Genomic DNA, 15534 nt, shown 5'->3' with positions numbered 1-15534 from the left:
CGAGGCTCAGATATGACGGACCAGAACGCGATTGCTGTTGCGAAGCGACCCCGAGCACGCAAGCGCCGCTTCTACGAAATAGGTCCCCAATTTCGCTCTAGGAGGCGGGCTGGGTTATTGTCTTGAAGACGAGAGTGTCCTTCCTCCGCACCGAGTCCGTCGTCTGCCGGCTTCCACCCCGCCGGTACCTTACGTCTTCGATAAATCGGTCGGTCAACTGCCATGTGATCTCGAGGTTTGTTTTGCCTGGTGGCTCGTTTCGGACCGGACAAAGGCGCTCTTCGAGAAGCTTGACCCGGAGGCCTTTGTATTCGTGCCGTGCGATGTGCGAATGACGCGCGGTCACTATGACGGACCGAAATTTTGGCTCTGCGATGTCGTCCGCGTACTCGACGCGCTGGACGAATCGCAATCGCGCCTGCGCATCGGAATCCGGGACGATATCCGCTTCTCGACCATGGCCAGAAATACTACGAGTTCTTAATCTTCGGAGGCAAACTAGTCTTCAGAGAGCAAGCAATCGGCAATGCTCATATTTTCCCTATGGCATGCCAGAATTCTGCTGTCATATGCGATCAAGAGTTCAAAGATGCCTGCAAGGTCGCGGGCCTCAAGAGAATTTGGTTTCGAGACGTATTGAAAATCTGAGTGTGGCGACAGGCCATGCTGTTGTTCGGAAGACAGAACAGCCGCGATTCTATATCCGTCGAGACCTCGAATAAAAGGCCATGTGTTCCGATGAGCAGCAAGCAGGCAAAGCAGAACAAGCGCTCCTCATTGCGGAAACGCAAATTCTACAGAATGGAGTTCTATCGAACAGGCAACCCAAGTGGTTTCGAGATCACTGATGATGGCCCCTCTCTCCTCGACCCCGGGCACTTGTCAGATTTTGCTGGGCCGACGCCATGCGTCACGTTCAATCCGCGAGGGCGCCGGCCTCTGGATTCTGAGCTCTGGTATGCATTCTGGCTGATCTCTGATCGCGCTAAGACCGTGTTTGAGGCCGTCGACCCAGAGGCGTTTTCCTTCGTCGCCTGCGACGTGCAGGTTTCGAACGGGGTCTGGGATGGGCCGCGCTACTGGTTCTGCGATGTGCGTCGTGTTCTGGACGCATTGGATGAGGAGCAATCGCGGTTGAACATCGGGATTTGCGACGATCCAGGCTCTGTAGATTTCGGTCAGAAAGTCTACGATTTTTGGGGTGACGTCGAGCTCGTGTTCAATGACGAATTGGTTGGCGATGCGCATGTATTTAGAATGGCGTACGCCATAGATTGTGTCATATGTGACGGAGCCCTGAAGGATGCCTGGAGGTCGGCAGGCCTCAGGGGCATGTTGTTCGAAGACGCCTCGGATCTCCCTCTGATCCCGCGCCGAAGATCTTAAAGGTGCTCTTTGCCGTTTGCTGTTGGGCTCGCTGCGGTGGTGGACGAGTGCAAGATGTTTTTGTTGACATTGTTCCCTGTTTGTTCTATTGAATGTTTCAACCTGTGAGCGAGGCGTGTGTCTCGCCCGAAGCGCTCGGCGGGGCAGTTCATGAGTAACTCGTTTATTAGTTTTGTCTTGCTGGACCGACCGGTCACGCCCGACATGTCGCTCGTCGCCAAGATCCTTCGCGCGCGACATCCTGATTTGATGACGGAGCCGAACGATCCAGGCGAGCGACAGGTCAAAGCAAGCTCGCCGCTCCTTCGCTGCGGCAACCAGCTTGTTGCCGTCATGCCGATGCCGACCCCGATACCGGACGATGCCGGTCTGTGGGCGCGCGCTGCCACGATATGGCCGGAGGGCAAGGCGGTGGCCGCCCGGCATCGCGGTCACCTGGTCGTCTCGGCGCTGGCAAAGAACGAGAAGCCTCTCGTCGCCGCGCGCATCACCACCGCGGTGGTCGGCGCGTTGATCGCCGCTATGCCGGAATGTTGCGGCGTGGTTTGGGATGGCCGGGTGGCGCGACCGTCCGGCCTTTGGTTGGAAGAGTCGAGCCGCTCCTTTGCACCGTTTCCCAGCTATCCCTTTACACTGTGGGTCGACATTCTTCCCTTCCAGTCGGATCGGAAGATCGGCGCGATCACTGGACGGCTTGTCCACCTTCGCAGGTCGCGAGATCGAGTTCGAGACCGCCAAGCTGACGCTGTCCGAACTGATCGACAAGGTGGCAGGACTTTCCGTGTATCTGATCGAGCATGGAAACGTGGTGAAGGACGGCGACACGATCGGTGCAAGCACAACCGAGCGGATCGCGGTTCAGTATCGGAATTCCCAAGTCTTCAGTAGGGTGCCCGTGTTTTCATGTTCGGATGAGGTCGCAGACTCTTTTCGATGAAACTTTCAGAAATGCAGCCCCCCTTGGTGCGCCCCCCAGCCCATCAATTGACACGTCGGGCAAAACACCGGCAGAATGGCATCATCGAAAGATTTAAGGATCGAGCCCGCGGGATTCCGCGGGCTTTATTGTTGAGCGCCCATCGTCACGAGGAACGAAGACGAAATTCTGCAGGCAGAATGGACGTCGAGATGATGAGCGATGCGAACGGAGAGATCGTCTATGGCTACGCCCTCTGATGGAAGTCGAAAGAGAAAGGCGCCAAGGCTCTATCGCATCAAACTGAATTTCAGGATTAGCAAGCCCCCCGGGTGGGAATTGGAGAATTTTGCCGCCTTGGGCATCGGCCGCGTGCTCCGGCCGCCGAGAGGCAAGCGAGGCTTTCCTTCGCTATCCGAAACGCCAAGGCTGCTGATTGACAAATCGCTTGGGAGGCCGCCGGTCGATTGGGAAATGTTTCACGATTTTTGGCTCGTATCCGATCGAATGAAAAGCGTTCTCGAAGCCGTGGATCGAGAGGGGGTCGCGTTTCTAAAGTGCGAAACGCGGTCGCTGAAGGGAGATGCGCCGGTTTATTGGCTTTGCGATGTCGTGCGCCGACTCGACGTCATTGACGAAGAAAAATCGATCGTCGAAGTCCTGGACGATGGGACAGATTACCGGCGCTACAATGGCACGGCAATTTCCCGCTATGTCTTCCGAGAAGAGGCTATCGGTTCGGCTCATATCTTCCGGCCACGCTTTTTGGAGCAGTGGATTCTTTGTGATCAGGTAATGAAGGGCGCCTGTAAGGCTGCCGGTGTGCGAGGCCTAAGCTTCGGATATGCCTACGGCAACTACGAAGGGCTTTGATCCCTAGTTTCCGCACCTTGAGATAGGTAGAGATCTGACTGGCCCGTTCTTGGCTCGTCTGAATCGCTCTTTTGCAGAAGACATTTGCACGACACCCGGGGCGGATGCCCCGGTTGCCCTCGCAGTATGCGAATGCTGCCACCATTAACCTGATGGCCTTGTAGGCGCCCTGCACCGACCGCGATGCCGGCCCGGTGACCGCATCAGTATCTAGCGCGCACGAAGAGGCCGGCCCTCGCTGCTGGCCATCCACCAAAGCATTTCAGATCAGACCAGCCGGCTGCGATCACCAGCAGCTCGAATGCCGGCCTGCGCCAGAAAGTAACCGTCGCATGTTTCAAGATCATCACGTTTTGCCGAAGAAATTTGCAGATCATCCGGTCATCCGACTCTTGGGAAAACGATTTAACATCGATGGAGTTCGAAATCTGGTGACGTTGCCGTCCAGACAGCCTCTGGCGACGGAGCTTGGTTCGAGCCCGCATACGGGGGGACATCTCGGAACGTACCACGACGGTTTTTTTGAGCGTCTTGAAAATCTCAAGGTGTCTCCAAAGTTCGACCTTGCTGATGCGGGCGATGAGCGCGCGCTGGACGAGATAGCTTCCGAAGTGAACGCGCTTGTAGCCGCTGCCAAGTACGCGGTAGCAAACGGTCATCTGCTCCCCAATACTCCAGAGGGACTAACGACCGAGGAAGGAAATGGTAAGAACCGTGAATGGTTCCAAAACCGCGGGACATACGCGGCGGACCAAGCAGAGCAAATCCGGCAGATGCAGGAAACCGTCGACCAGTTGCGCGATGCCGGTCAGCGAGATGCGGCCTTGGCTTTTCCGCTTTTGTCGCCGACGAGTGGTCTCAGCATGGCAGAGAGGAACGAAATATTAAGACGCTCTGGCAAAGGCACCATCTCGCTGCATTTCACGGGCGTCGACCCTATCCCGGATGCGCCGGGGCTCGTCCCCTCTCTGATCGACACTCGCCTGCGAGGCTTATCTCCACCCGATCGTCCCGACCTAAACGAGAACGAGGGATTCACGCCGAGCGATCCACGCTTCAGGAGCGTGCTGCCAGCCTTTCCATCGCTAAGTCCCGAGGAACAACGGCTCGGTGAGTTGCCTCCGACAACGGCCGCGCCATCGGACCCGCTGGTGCTCCTATCCGACCCGCACTCCGGAATGGCGAATCCATATTACGACAATCCATTAGCGGGCGGCACACCTGTGGTGCGCAATGCACTTCCTTGGATGGCCGGAGGGGCCGCCGTCGGCTTGGCGGCTCCCTCTCTCCTCCCCTGGCTGCTCGGCATCGGAGGCATTTTGGCGGTTACGCGCGCTGCCAATGCGCAGGAAGGTTCCGGCGCGACGATGGGGGCTTCTACTCCTCGCGGAGGAGTGTTCTCGACAGGAGCGCCTGCGCACACCACATCGAACAATGGACTGAGCGTTGACAACGCGGCCAGCACCAGGGGCGTTTTGGCGCCGTTGAACCTCAGGCGGCAGCCGGACGTAGCTGCCCCGTTTGATCCAGAGGCGCCCGCAACTTTTGCAGATCGCTTCGGGGAATGGGCCACTACCCCGGCTGGCACCATGCCCGCCAAAGATCCCCGAGTCGCGCCCACATCTGCCGCAGGATCAGTCGCGCCCGAAGACGTTCGCCGTCTCGCCCGTGTCAATGAGACGAACGCGGGCAACGTGTTCACGACGGGCAGTGCGCCAGTCCCGTATCTGCCGTCTACCGAATTCGACGAGCGGTTTGGCAGTTGGACCGCCCCGGTCGCTGGCGGCCAGCAGCCGCAACCGAGCAAGCCGATCGGCGTGTTTGCGGACGAGCCGAGCTACCTTATTCCTCCACCCATCTTTGGAGTAGACGGCTCCGTCAATCCGCGCAATGACGGTGAGGAATGGTTCTCGCGCTGGATACGGCCTTTGCTTCCGCTGGAATGACGTTTGTGGAGCGTCGTTTGACACGTCGGGCAAAACACTGGCAGAATGGCACCATCCAAGAATTCGGAACAAGCCCGCGGGTCTACCGCGGGCTTGTTTGTTTTGGCGGTAAAGGAACGTTCGTGCGTTACGCACCACCGGCCCCGAACCACCGCGTCAGCGCCTCCGTAAGTCCGCGTTGGCACTCATCTCCCACCCAGGCCACATGGCCATCGGGCCGCACCAGCACGGCGCCCGGCGCGGTGACCGCTCCGATCGCCGGAAGCTGCCAGGCGCCGTCGTAGTCGGCATCGACGATTGCGAGCCGTTTCCCCCAGGGCGTGATGTCCAGGCCGCCCGGCTTGCCGAAATTGAGCAGCACGCCGCGCGCGCCGTGCAGCAGCGTGAACAATCGTAGCTTCCGCCCGCCCACCGCGAGATCGAGATCGGGCATGCGCCGGCCGAGCAGCGCGTGGCCTTCGCCGATGTCATAGCGAATGTCGAGCCCGCTCATCATCGCGCCAAGGCGCCGGCGCGGCTCGTCCATGGCGAGCAGCTCGGAAATCACCTCGCGCGCGGCCTTGCGGCCGTCGTCGCCGCGGCGGAGCAGGGCGATCTGCGCCATGGTGTTTTTCAGCACGCGCGCGGCCACGGGATGGCGCTCGCTGTGATAGGTGTCGAGCAGGCTTTCGGGCGAGATGCGATCCACCACCTGCGCCAGCTTCCAGCCGAGATTGACCGCGTCCTGCACACCGAGGTTGAGGCCCTGGCCGCCGACGGAGTGATGAATGTGCGCGGCATCGCCGGCGAGCAGCACGCGACCCCTACGATAGGAGGCGGCCTGCCGCGCCGCATCGGTGAAGCGGGAGATCCAGGCGGGATTGTTGACGCCGAAATCGGTGCCGTAGACGGATTCGAGCGCCGCGCTGAGATCGCTTAAAGAGGGCTCGCCATCGTGCACGAGATTTGCCTCCGTCAGCACGACCAGCACGCGCCCGCTTCCCGTCTTGCTGAGGCCGTGAAAGCCGAACCTGTCGTGGCGCAGGCCGAATTGGGGCTCTTCGCGCATCTCGACCTCGGCCATGAGGTTGCTGAGCGAAGGTTTTGAGCCAGGGAAGTCGATGCCGGCGCGCTTGCGCACCAGGCTGCGGCCGCCGTCGCAGCCGACCAGATAAAGCGCGCGCAGGCGCTCGCCGCCGGACAGCGTGACGTCGAGGCCGGTCTCGTCTTCCGCAAAGCTCGTCACCTCGCGGTTTCGATAGATCGGCACCGCGAGCTCGGCCACCCATTCGGCGAGGAGGCGCTCGATGTGGTTCTGCCGCAGCGCGAGCCCGTAGGGATGGCGGGTGGGGAGATCGCCGATGTCGAGCCTGGTCCAGGCGAAGCCGGCGAGCTGGGTGATCTGCCCTTCGCGCAGAAAGCGACCCGCGATGCCGCGCTGATCGAGGATCTCGATGCTGCGCGCGTGCAGCCCGCCGGCGCGCGTCTCGACGATGTCCTGGCTCGCGCGCCGCTCGACGATGGCGACGTCGATTTGCGCCAGCGCGAGCTCGGCGGCCAGCATCAGGCCGGTCGGGCCGGCGCCGGCGATGATGACCGAATGGCCGGCGGGTGCGCGTTCCGCGCTGGTTCGGTTGCGCGACCGGGACGTCGGAAGCAGGAAAGGCATGTCGTGACCCCTCGACTGGTTGTTCGGGTCGAGGGGTCTTACGCGATCATCGGGGGCTTGAAGCAAGCCCCTTGCGCACCACATATTGAGCTGGGAGGAGGGGCTTTCCGTTTTGCGCGCTGTCGATTGACGCGTCGGGCAAAACACCTTCGTAAATGGCATCATCGAGATGCGCGCCGCTGGTCAGGCGGCTCAATCGTCCTTCGACATATCGCCGGGTTTGGTGGGGAGATCCATGGTGCCGCCCTCGCCATGTGCGAGATCGCGATCGTCGTCCGCCGTCTCGTCGGCGTCTTCGACGATCGCTTGCTGCGTGGCGTGCTCCTTGTCGATGCGCGGCTTTGAGGGCGGACGATTTTGCGCCGTCTTGCTTGGCGATGTGCCGGGTGAGTTCGTCTTGGTGGTCATGGCCGGTCGCTCCTGATTGTCCAACGCGGCTTGCGCGAATTCGTTCGTTTGACACGTCGGGCAAAACACTGGCAGAATGGCATCATCGAAACGAGTTTGAGTTGGCCCGCGCGGGAAGCAATCTGCAGTGGGCATTTTCATTTTCGCTTCGCGCGACGACAATCGCGCGCAACACAGGGTTTGACACGTCGGGCAAAACACCGGCAGAATGACATCATCGAAACGAGTTTGGTTCACCCGCGCGGGACGACATCCGCCGCGGGTTTTTTCGTCTCGGTTTCGAGATCGGACGGCGGCGGCGCATTACGGCCACGCACTCGCTTGGATAACGCGTTAGGGAGCGCCGATCGGCGCGCCGTCGTCCGAACCATTGCTGGCCGTGCACGCGCGAACGTGCCGGCCCGCGGCGCCGGGCGCGGTTAGCCCCGCGCCGCTGCGGTCTCCGGGACCGGAGATAGGGTTCGCGCCCGAAACGATCGCGCCTTGTCGCGCGATCTGCCGCGCATATTGTTTTCGAGGAGAGACGATGACCGCCTATCTGATATCGCTGGCCCTCGGGGGCCTCGTTGCCATCGTGCTGTGGGAGACGTTCTCGTGAGCGAAGAGATCGAATGCGAGCTTGAGCGTGTACCCGTCCGCTTGCCCACGCGAGGGAAGACGTCGAGGGCGCGCACGCTGACCGAGATCCGCTCGCTTGCGCGCAGCCACACCAGAACGGCCATCAGGGTACTCGTCGGCATCATGCGCAGCGAGGACGCATCTCCGGCCGCCCGCGTCTCGGCCGCCAATGCGATCCTCGATCGCGGCTGGGGCAAGGTTGCCCAGCCAGTGGAGAGCGGCGAAGACGGCATGCTGGAATTGATCCATCGGATCGAACGCATCATCGTGCATCCGCCGAGTTCGAGTGGCGGTGATGCCGTCACGACGCTCGAGATGACGGAGATCCCGATCTGCAATCGCGCCTCGATTGACGGTTGACCCGTCGGGCAAAACACTGGCAGAATGGCATCAGTTGGTGTTGCCCGCGCGGATGCAATCCGGCGCGGGCTTTGCGTTTGATGCCTTCGACTAATTCCTGGTCTGCTTGCCAGCCCGGCGCTGCACGGCATAGGCGCGCTGCACTTGGTCGCTGCAATAGGACAGCTTTCGGCCGTCGCCGGTGAAGTGCCCGTTGTAGATGATCCAGAGGATGACGCTCTTGTCGTCGGTCTTCTTGAACATCAGATTCTCGCGATCCGGGGTGGTGGCCTTGTCTTGCACGCTGAAAGCCTCCCAGCCCGAAGCAGGCTGCATCGTGCACGTCGCTCCGATTCTAACGGTGTCGGGCAGCTGAATTCGTGTGTTTTCGATCTTGCAGATGTTGGAGGCCGTCGTAATCGATTTGCCGGCGAACGCAACGATGGTGTCGTTGAACTTCGCGCAGCGCTCCTCGAAATCGGCGCCTGCCGCTGCGTAGACGCCGTCCCGCGGATGGGCTTCCTTGAGGGCTCGCTCCTGGTCGGCCTTCTGTTTTGCTTCCACCTTGGCTCTCAGTGTGGCCTCGGCGAGCGCGCGCTGTGTCGCCAGAGGGCAGTAGGCCGCACGCCAGGGTGGATCCTTGAGCTTTCCATTCAAGCGCTTCTGAACGGAGATTGTCGCATCATCGATCCGCTTGACGAACATGACTTCGTTGAATTGCCTGTTCTCCCAATTGGGATCGCGAGGGTTGAGGTTCTGCGCCAGATTGTAGTCGTCACAGACCATTCCAACCTTCAGCGAGCCTGGCGCGAGATCGATGACTTTTTTGACTTTGCAGCCCCATTCGTAACCGCTGACCGATTTCTCGCCAAGATCGATGGTAAGATTGCCGCTTTCATCGCAAGACGACTGGAAATTCTTGCCGAGCTCCGCATAGACGCCGGACTTCGGGCGCCATTTGTCGGCGGTCATCGGAGATGCTTCTTGAGCAACAGCCGACAGATCGGTTGCCGACGTCAGAAGAACGATGATCGCCACGAACGACGCGCCACGTCTCATCTCATCAGGACCCACGAATTGCTCCCGCGCTTGGGATGTCGAGCCGTTCGCCGACATGTTGCAGCTTTGCGTTCAGAATAGTGGAACAGCCACAAGTTGAGCAAGAGGGCTCGATCGTGCGGGTTATCGCGCTCCGGTCTTAAGACTATGCTTCGAAACATTGGAGAGTGGAATGTCTTGGCATGATGCCTTGCGGCGAATGTTACCCCCAATTGCGGGTTTCGAGCCCCACACAACAAGTCCATATAATGCGATACGGGACCGTGGCACTTCACCCCATCAGGGCCCTACAGCGGCGTCAATTCTCCCCGTCCATCCGCTATCGAAGACCATTTCAGGAGGCTCCTTGGACTTTGGCCGCCTTTCTCGGAGCACGACGCCTCTCCCGACTTGACCAGAACCCAACAAGGCCAATCCGACACCTTCGACAACGAAGACTGGTCCGCGATGTGGCGCAGGCGCACCGGCCTGCCCTAGGGCGAGCGAGCGCATCGAGTGTCCATCCTGAAAATTCCGACCGCCAAGATCTTCGAGCCGCTGCTGAAGCCTGCGCGCTACAAGGGTGTCTATGGTGGACGCGGCTCGGGCAAATCGCACTTCTTCGGCGAGCTCCTGGTCGAGACCTGCCAGGCCGAGCGCGGCACGCTCGCGGTCTGCATCCGCGAGGCGCAGCGCACGCTGGCGCAATCGTCGAAGCGCTTGATCGAAGGTAAGATCGCAAGCCTCGGGCTCGGCCATGGCTTCAAGTTGTTCAGCGACAAGATCGAGACGCCCGGGGACGGGCTGATCATCTTCCGCGGGCTTCAGGATCACACCGCCGACTCGATCAAATCCCTGGAAGGGTTTCGCATCGCCTGGATCGACGAGGCGCAATCCCTGAGCGCGCGCAGCCTCGCGCTGCTGCGGCCGACGATCCGCGCCAAGGACTCCGAGCTCTGGGCGAGCTGGAATCCGCGTCGCAAGAGCGATGCGATCGACGATTTTCTGCGGGGGCGACAGCCGGATGGTGCCGTGGTGGTGAAAGCCAATTGGCGCGACAATCCCTGGTTCCCTGATGTGCTCGAGGAGGAGCGATTGCTCGACCAGAAGCTTTATCCGGAGCGCTACGATCACATCTGGGAGGGCGCGTATGCCGGCGCCTTCGCGGGCGCCTATTTTGCCTCGCTGCTCTCGGAAGCGCGCGGGCAGGGTCGGATCGGGAAGGTTGCCGCGGATCCGCTGCTGCCGCTCCGTGCCTTCATCGACATCGGCGGCGCCGGCGCCGCGGCGGATGCCTTCACGATCTGGATCGTGCAATGGGTCGGCAGCGAGCTGCGAGCCGATTTTCAGCACCTGCGGCGATGGCGAAAGAGCGTGGAGCAGGCCCAGACCTACACCTTTAAAGCGGTGATCACAGTCATTGCCACCGGTCTCATGGGGGCCGTCTGGCTTGGTGTCAAGGTCGTGCTGGGCAAATGAGCCTTCATGGCGGCGGTGACGTCGCTCCGCGCCCGATCATGATCTGCTGCCCAACGAGTCGCTCATGTACAGAATCCGTATCGTCGATGCGTTCGATGACGACGTTGCCGAGACCCTGGCCGATCTCCATCGGCTCACGTTCTTCGATGCTGCGGCGATGCCCACGTTCGACGTTGGCGCCTGGTGGCTGGCTTATCACCACGAGGACGCCGTTGCCTTCGCCGGGGTTGTTCCCTCGACGCACGTTCGAAACGGCGGCTATTTCTCCAGAGTTGGGGTGTTGCAACGGTATCGGGGACGCGGCCTTCAGCGCAGATTGATGGCTGTAGTCGAAGCCAGGGGGCGGCGTATCGGATGGGACAGCATCGTCTCTGACACGACGGACAACCCGGTATCGGCGAACAACTTCATCCAGGCGGGCTATCGGCTGTTCGAGCCCGAGACCCCTTGGGCCTGGACGCATTCGCTCTATTGGCGGAAGTTTCTGCACTGAGCATTTGCCACCGCACGGAAGGCGCCGTTTATCGGTCGAACGGCGAGCGCGTGTCGGGAATGTCCGAGGACCCGGCAGCCTGGGGCTGCCGGGTCCTTTTTGCGTATTGAAGCGATGCCGGCGTGGCACTTGCGAAGTCGGTGGCGCCGGGCTTTAAGTTTGCTCTTGCAGGAAATTCGGCGGTCATAAGCCGATGTAAGGGAGAGCGCGATCGATGCCCACCAAGCCTCAATTGCCGGTACGTGCCTCGCAAGGGACGGGAGGCCCGACCGCGCTCGATGGTCTATTGGTCGTCGATTTCACACGCGTGGTGGCCGGTCCGGCCTGCACCCAGACGCTCGCCGATTACGGTGCGCACGTCATCAAGATCGAGAATCCCGATGGCGGCGACGACACGCGTGCCTATGAGCACGCGGAGATTGGAGGCGAGAGCGCCGCCTTTCTCAGCCTGAACCGCAACAAGCGCGGCATCGCACTCGATCTTGCCGTGCCGGAGGCGCGCGAGATCGCGCTGGATCTGATCCGCAAGGCAGATGTGGTCGTGGAGAATTTTTCGAGCGGGGTCATGAAGAAATTCGGGCTCGACTATGAGTCGGTCGCGCCGCTCAACCCGCGGCTGGTCTATTGCTCGATCTCCGCCTACGGACGCAGCGGGCCCTTTGCCTCGCGGCCGGGCTTCGATCCGATCACGCAGGCGGAAAGCGGCTTCATGTCGCTCAACGGATTTGCCGATGGCCCGGCGGTTCGCACCGGCCCGCCCATCGTCGACATGGCGACGGGGATGTCTGCCTGCAATGCTATCCTGCTGGCGCTGCTGGCGCGGGAGCGGCTCGGTCGTGGCCAACGTGTCGAAGTCGCCCTGTTCGATGTCGCGATGGGGATGACCGGATTTTATGGCATGGCCTACCTCATCAACGGCGAAAATCCCGGCCGGTTTGGCAATTCACCGAGCGGGTCTCCCACCGTCGGCGTCTACGAAGCTTCTGACGGACCACTCTACATGGCCTGCGCCAACGATCGGCTCTACCGTCGGCTCGTGGTCGAGGTGCTGAATCGGCCCGATCTCATCACCGATCCGCAGTTTGCGACGCGCAAAGCCCGTTCGGAGAACAAGGAACGCCTGCGGGCAGCCATTGCCGAAGTCTTCGCCAGCGATACGCTCGAAAACTGGATGGCGAAGATGAAGCTGGCCAATATCCCGGTCGGCTATCTCCGGACGGTCGAGGAGGGCTTCAACGCCCCCGAGGCTCGCGAGCGTCATCGCGTGAACCGGATCCCGCACCCGACAGCGGAATGGGTGCCCAACATCGAGCCGCCGATCACAATGAGTTTGACGGGCGCGGTCGATCCCGTCGCGGCACCTCTGTTGGGTCAACATACGATGCAGGTCCTGCAGGATACGCTCGGCTACGACGAGCGTCGGATCGCGGATTTTGCCGAAAAGGGCGCCTTTGGCGCGGTCAAGCCTCCGAAGTCGACTTGAGGCACTGGCTCGGCTTGATTTGGCAAAGGTACCGCCGCATAAATGTGTGAAAGCGAGGGACACGAATGGCGCCTGGCCAGGAGCCGAGCATGACGCAGCCCGCAGGCCTGCAAGCCGGCGGAGAGGTCTATGCGTCAATGATCGCGAAGGCTCGGGCGCTCCTGCCGCAATTGCGTGAGCGAGCGGCGCGGACCGAGGAGCTGCGGCATCTTCCTCCGGAAACCGAAAAGGATCTCCACGACGCTGGCCTGTTCCGGATGCTCCAGCCGGCCCGGATTGGCGGTGCTGAGCTCGACTATGTCGCTCTGGTCGATTGCGCCGAGCTGCTCGGGCAGGCGGATGCGTCGGTCGCCTGGAATCTCGCCAACCTGGCAAGCCATCACTGGATGCTCGGCATGTTCGAGCAAAGGGCGCAGGATCTGGTCTGGGGCCGCAATCCGGATACTTTGATCGCATCCTCGTTCATCTTTCCCGCCGGACGCGCGACGCGGGTCAAAGGCGGATACCAGTTGCACGGTAGCTGGCCATTCTCCTCGGGCGTTGCCTCCTGCGACTGGAATATGCTTGCGAGCGTGGTCTATTCCGACGACGATGCCGACGGCATCGAGTATCGAATCTTTCTGCTACCGAGCGGCGATTACAAGGTGCTGGACACCTGGAACGTCGCCGGACTGCGCGGGACAGGATCTTGCGACGTCGAGGTCAGGGATACCTTCGTGGCTGACCATATGACGGTCGCCGTAGGGGACCTCTCAGGTGGCCCGACGCCGGGAAGCGCGGTCAATCCGAATCCCTTGTATGCGCTGCCGGTCTTCTCACTGTTTCCTTACGTCCTCTCCGGTGTCGCGCTGGGGAATGCACAGGCGTGCCTCGACGATTACACGGAGGTCGCGCGTCATCGCGTTTCGACCTACAACCGCGCCAAGCTGAGCGATTTTCAAAGCACGCAGATCAAGATCGCGGAGGCCTCGGCCAAGATCGACGCTGCGCGCCTGATCATGCGATCGGCCTGTCTCGATGCCATGGAGGACGCACGAGGCGACCGGATCCCTGACATGGCGACCAAGACCAGATATCGCCGCGACGGATCGTTTTCCGTCAACTTGTGTACGGACGCGGTCTCGATGCTGTTTGCCGCCAGCGGCGCGCGTGGTCTGTTCACGAGCGGCGTGTTACAGCGGCAGTTCCGCGATGCGCACGCGATCAACTCACATCTCGCATTCAACTTCGATGCGGCCGGGACCAACTACGGACGGGTGGCGCTCGGCCTGCCCTCCGAGAATCTCACGCTGTGAGGCCGGCCGATGAATGATCTGCCGAAGCAACCCCGCGCTCCGGATCCCGCCAACGAGTTCGCGAGCGACAGTTCGCAGATCGATCCCCGCGACTTTCGCAACGCGCTCGGAACCTACGCAACAGGCGTGACGATCATCACGGCGGCAGCGCCTGACGGCAAGCCGTACGGGCTGACCTGCAATTCCTTCGCCTCGGTCTCGCTGAATCCGCCGCTGGTTCTGTGGAGCCTCGTCGTCTATTCCTCCAGCCTGACCATCTTCCAGAACGCCAGCCATTTCAGCGTCAACGTTCTCGGCGCTTCGCAACAGGCGCTTGCGAACAAATTCGCAAAATCGTCGGACGACAAGTTCACCGGCGTCGACTGGACCCCCGGCCTCGGCAACGCGCCAGTGCTCGCCGAGAGCGTCGCCAACTTTCAATGCCGCTCCGTGAATCGCTATTACGGCGGTGACCACGTGATCTTTCTCGGCGCGGTCGAGGCATACACCTACAATGCGAAGGAGCCGCTGCTCTTTGCGCGAGGGGCATTCGGCCGCTTCATGGCCGACGATAAGAAGAACGTGCCGTAACGCCCCCTAGACAGCTTTGCGCTCTGCCGCCGAAAGCTTGTAGATCTCCAGCGCGTCCGCGTCGGCACCTCGCGCGGCCTTCGCCAGCCTGAAAAGCTGTCCGGCAAGCGCGGCCATCGGTACCGGCGTCGATGTCGCCTGTGCAACATCGGCCACCGTATCAAGGTCCTTGAGCATCGTGGCGATGTGGCCGAGCGGCGGGGTGTGAATGCCCCTGACCATCCGCGGCACGAACAGCTGGAGCGGGATGGAATCCGCAAAGCCGCCGGCGAGCGCCTCGGGCAATCGGTTGGCGTCAATTCCGGCGTTCACGGCAAGGCGTGTTGCTTCCGCGAGCACGGCCATTGCGCATCCGACGATCACCTGGTTGCACAGCTTTGTGGTCTGGCCGGCGCCGAGCGGGCCCATGTGCGTGAACCTGCGCGCCATGGCCATCATATAGGGGCGCACCCTCTCGATGTCGCCCGCTTCTCCGCCCGCCATGATGGCGAGCGTGCCTTCCTCGGCGCCCTTCGTGCCCCCGGACACCGGCGCATCGATCCAGCCCGCACCGTTCGCGTCCTTCAAGCGCGTTGCGAGGTCGCGCGCCGCGTCCGGATGGATTGACGAGAAGTCGACCACAAGCTTGCCCGCGCCAGGGGCTGCTGCCAGACCTTCGGGCCCGAAGATCACCTCCTCGACCGCCGCCGCATCCGTCACGCACATGAAAACGATATCCGAGCTCGCCAGGAGATCTCGGGGCGTGACCATACGCTTGGCGCCGGACTCGACGAGCGGCGCCACCTTGCCCTCCGAGCGGTTCCAGACAGCGACCGGATAGCCGGCCTTGAGCAGGCGTCGGGTCATGGGCGTTCCCATGAGTCCCAGGCCGAGATAGCCGAGCTTCTCGGTGCCTTGCGGGTTTGCCTTGCTCTCATCAGCCATAGGTTGCTCCTTCTGTCGCAATGGGACGCCGCCTTACCATACATTGCACATCGGCCGGCAAAACCGCCCAGCTCGCATGGCTTGCCTGATTGTTTGAACCATGAAACATTTGAGGCGG

At 61.5% G+C, this 15534-nt stretch carries 16 protein-coding genes and 1 pseudogene; 12 read left to right on the top strand and 5 right to left on the bottom strand.

What is annotated here, in order from left to right:
* Positions 1 to 109 precede the first annotated feature (109 nt).
* The 6 genes from N2602_RS38975 (at position 110) to N2602_RS27850 (ending at position 5121) form a co-directional block, all read left to right on the top strand.
* Positions 110 to 484 carry an imm11 family protein gene (locus N2602_RS38975; protein WP_409241927.1) on the top strand — a complete coding sequence of 125 codons (375 nt, stop codon included), beginning with the start codon at positions 110 to 112 and terminating at the stop codon, positions 482 to 484.
* On the top strand, positions 370 to 648 hold the full coding sequence (locus tag N2602_RS38970; RefSeq protein WP_409241926.1) for an imm11 family protein: 279 nt from the start codon (positions 370 to 372) through the stop codon (positions 646 to 648). Before N2602_RS38975 ends, N2602_RS38970 begins: the two co-directional genes overlap by 115 nt.
* 15 nt (positions 649 to 663) lie before the next feature.
* Complete coding sequence (locus N2602_RS27865) at positions 664 to 1386, top strand: DUF1629 domain-containing protein (protein ID WP_260380091.1); 723 nt, start codon at positions 664 to 666, stop codon at positions 1384 to 1386.
* Positions 1387 to 1936: 550 nt separating this feature from the next.
* Complete coding sequence (locus tag N2602_RS27860; RefSeq protein ID WP_260380090.1) at positions 1937 to 2323, top strand: DUF4261 domain-containing protein; 387 nt, start codon at positions 1937 to 1939, stop codon at positions 2321 to 2323.
* Between the two features lie 222 nt (positions 2324 to 2545).
* Positions 2546 to 3175 (top strand): DUF1629 domain-containing protein, encoded by a 630-nt coding sequence (locus N2602_RS27855; RefSeq protein ID WP_260380089.1) that lies wholly within the window; start codon positions 2546 to 2548, stop codon positions 3173 to 3175.
* Positions 3176 to 3507: 332 nt separating this feature from the next.
* Positions 3508 to 5121 carry an AHH domain-containing protein gene (locus N2602_RS27850; RefSeq protein WP_260380088.1) on the top strand — a complete coding sequence of 538 codons (1614 nt, stop codon included), beginning with the start codon at positions 3508 to 3510 and terminating at the stop codon, positions 5119 to 5121.
* A gap of 127 nt (positions 5122 to 5248) precedes the next feature.
* Here the strand turns inward: N2602_RS27850 and N2602_RS27845 are convergent, their stop codons facing one another.
* From N2602_RS27845 to N2602_RS27835, 3 genes are read right to left on the bottom strand one after another with little or no spacing between them, the layout of a single operon-like run.
* Positions 5249 to 6769, bottom strand: a complete 1521-nt coding sequence (locus tag N2602_RS27845; protein ID WP_260380087.1) for an FAD-dependent monooxygenase — start codon at positions 6767 to 6769, stop codon at positions 5249 to 5251.
* Between the two features lie 46 nt (positions 6770 to 6815).
* The gene (locus N2602_RS27840; RefSeq protein ID WP_172785449.1) at positions 6816 to 6965 is read right to left on the bottom strand and encodes a hypothetical protein; all 150 of its coding nucleotides are present in this window, start codon (positions 6963 to 6965) and stop codon (positions 6816 to 6818) included.
* Positions 6962 to 7318, bottom strand: a complete 357-nt coding sequence (locus tag N2602_RS27835) for a hypothetical protein (RefSeq protein WP_260380086.1) — start codon at positions 7316 to 7318, stop codon at positions 6962 to 6964. Before N2602_RS27835 ends, N2602_RS27840 begins: the two co-directional genes overlap by 4 nt.
* Before the next feature lie 498 nt (positions 7319 to 7816).
* Between N2602_RS27835 and N2602_RS27830 the strand changes: the two genes are divergently transcribed.
* Positions 7817 to 8155 carry a hypothetical protein gene (locus N2602_RS27830; protein ID WP_409241925.1) on the top strand — a complete coding sequence of 113 codons (339 nt, stop codon included), beginning with the start codon at positions 7817 to 7819 and terminating at the stop codon, positions 8153 to 8155.
* Positions 8156 to 8245: 90 nt separating this feature from the next.
* Here the strand turns inward: N2602_RS27830 and N2602_RS27825 are convergent, their stop codons facing one another.
* Positions 8246 to 9106, bottom strand: coding sequence for a hypothetical protein (locus N2602_RS27825; protein ID WP_260380084.1), 861 nt, complete (start codon positions 9104 to 9106; stop codon positions 8246 to 8248).
* 582 nt (positions 9107 to 9688) lie between these two features.
* Here N2602_RS27825 and N2602_RS38810 point away from each other — a divergent pair.
* The 5 genes and pseudogenes from N2602_RS38810 to N2602_RS27800 form a co-directional block, all read left to right on the top strand.
* Positions 9689 to 10249 (top strand): annotated as a pseudogene (locus N2602_RS38810) (phage terminase large subunit); the annotation flags it as partial.
* Between the two features lie 466 nt (positions 10250 to 10715).
* Positions 10716 to 11144, top strand: coding sequence for a GNAT family N-acetyltransferase (locus N2602_RS27815; protein ID WP_172785669.1), 429 nt, complete (start codon positions 10716 to 10718; stop codon positions 11142 to 11144).
* Positions 11145 to 11358: 214 nt separating this feature from the next.
* Positions 11359 to 12627, top strand: a complete 1269-nt coding sequence (locus tag N2602_RS27810; protein WP_212255413.1) for a CaiB/BaiF CoA-transferase family protein — start codon at positions 11359 to 11361, stop codon at positions 12625 to 12627.
* Between the two features lie 89 nt (positions 12628 to 12716).
* Positions 12717 to 13922 carry an acyl-CoA dehydrogenase family protein gene (locus N2602_RS27805; RefSeq protein ID WP_260380082.1) on the top strand — a complete coding sequence of 402 codons (1206 nt, stop codon included), beginning with the start codon at positions 12717 to 12719 and terminating at the stop codon, positions 13920 to 13922.
* A gap of 9 nt (positions 13923 to 13931) precedes the next feature.
* Positions 13932 to 14492, top strand: a complete 561-nt coding sequence (locus N2602_RS27800) for a flavin reductase family protein (protein ID WP_260380081.1) — start codon at positions 13932 to 13934, stop codon at positions 14490 to 14492.
* Positions 14493 to 14498: 6 nt separating this feature from the next.
* On the opposite strand, the gene N2602_RS27795 is transcribed toward N2602_RS27800, so the two are convergent.
* A complete protein-coding gene (locus N2602_RS27795) occupies positions 14499 to 15416 on the bottom strand; it encodes an NAD(P)-dependent oxidoreductase (protein WP_260380080.1) in 918 nt (305 codons plus the stop codon).
* Between the last annotated feature and the right edge of the window lie 118 nt (positions 15417 to 15534).

Origin of the sequence: Bradyrhizobium sp. NC92 (assembly GCF_025200865.1) — a bacterium.
Lineage (GTDB): Bacteria > Pseudomonadota > Alphaproteobacteria > Rhizobiales > Xanthobacteraceae > Bradyrhizobium.
The sequence above is the reverse complement of the archived record's forward strand: the minus strand, read 5'-3'. Positions and strand labels throughout refer to the sequence as shown.

What these genes read in the sequence shown, in the direction of transcription:
- N2602_RS27865 (WP_260380091.1), top strand. Translation starts at nt 664, where the DNA reads ATGCTGTTGTTCGGAAGACAGAACAGCCGCGATTCTATATCCGTCGAG.
- N2602_RS27860 (WP_260380090.1), top strand. Translation starts at nt 1,937, where the DNA reads ATGGCCGGGTGGCGCGACCGTCCGGCCTTTGGTTGGAAGAGTCGAGCC.
- N2602_RS27855 (WP_260380089.1), top strand. Translation starts at nt 2,546, where the DNA reads ATGGCTACGCCCTCTGATGGAAGTCGAAAGAGAAAGGCGCCAAGGCTC.
- N2602_RS27850 (WP_260380088.1), top strand. Translation starts at nt 3,508, where the DNA reads ATGTTTCAAGATCATCACGTTTTGCCGAAGAAATTTGCAGATCATCCG.
- N2602_RS27845 (WP_260380087.1), bottom strand. Translation starts at nt 6,769, where the DNA reads ATGCCTTTCCTGCTTCCGACGTCCCGGTCGCGCAACCGAACCAGCGCG.
- N2602_RS27835 (WP_260380086.1), bottom strand. Translation starts at nt 7,318, where the DNA reads ATGAAAATGCCCACTGCAGATTGCTTCCCGCGCGGGCCAACTCAAACT.
- N2602_RS27825 (WP_260380084.1), bottom strand. Translation starts at nt 9,106, where the DNA reads ATGACCGCCGACAAATGGCGCCCGAAGTCCGGCGTCTATGCGGAGCTC.
- N2602_RS27815 (WP_172785669.1), top strand. Translation starts at nt 10,716, where the DNA reads ATGTACAGAATCCGTATCGTCGATGCGTTCGATGACGACGTTGCCGAG.
- N2602_RS27810 (WP_212255413.1), top strand. Translation starts at nt 11,359, where the DNA reads ATGCCCACCAAGCCTCAATTGCCGGTACGTGCCTCGCAAGGGACGGGA.
- N2602_RS27805 (WP_260380082.1), top strand. Translation starts at nt 12,717, where the DNA reads ATGACGCAGCCCGCAGGCCTGCAAGCCGGCGGAGAGGTCTATGCGTCA.
- N2602_RS27800 (WP_260380081.1), top strand. Translation starts at nt 13,932, where the DNA reads ATGAATGATCTGCCGAAGCAACCCCGCGCTCCGGATCCCGCCAACGAG.
- N2602_RS27795 (WP_260380080.1), bottom strand. Translation starts at nt 15,416, where the DNA reads ATGGCTGATGAGAGCAAGGCAAACCCGCAAGGCACCGAGAAGCTCGGC.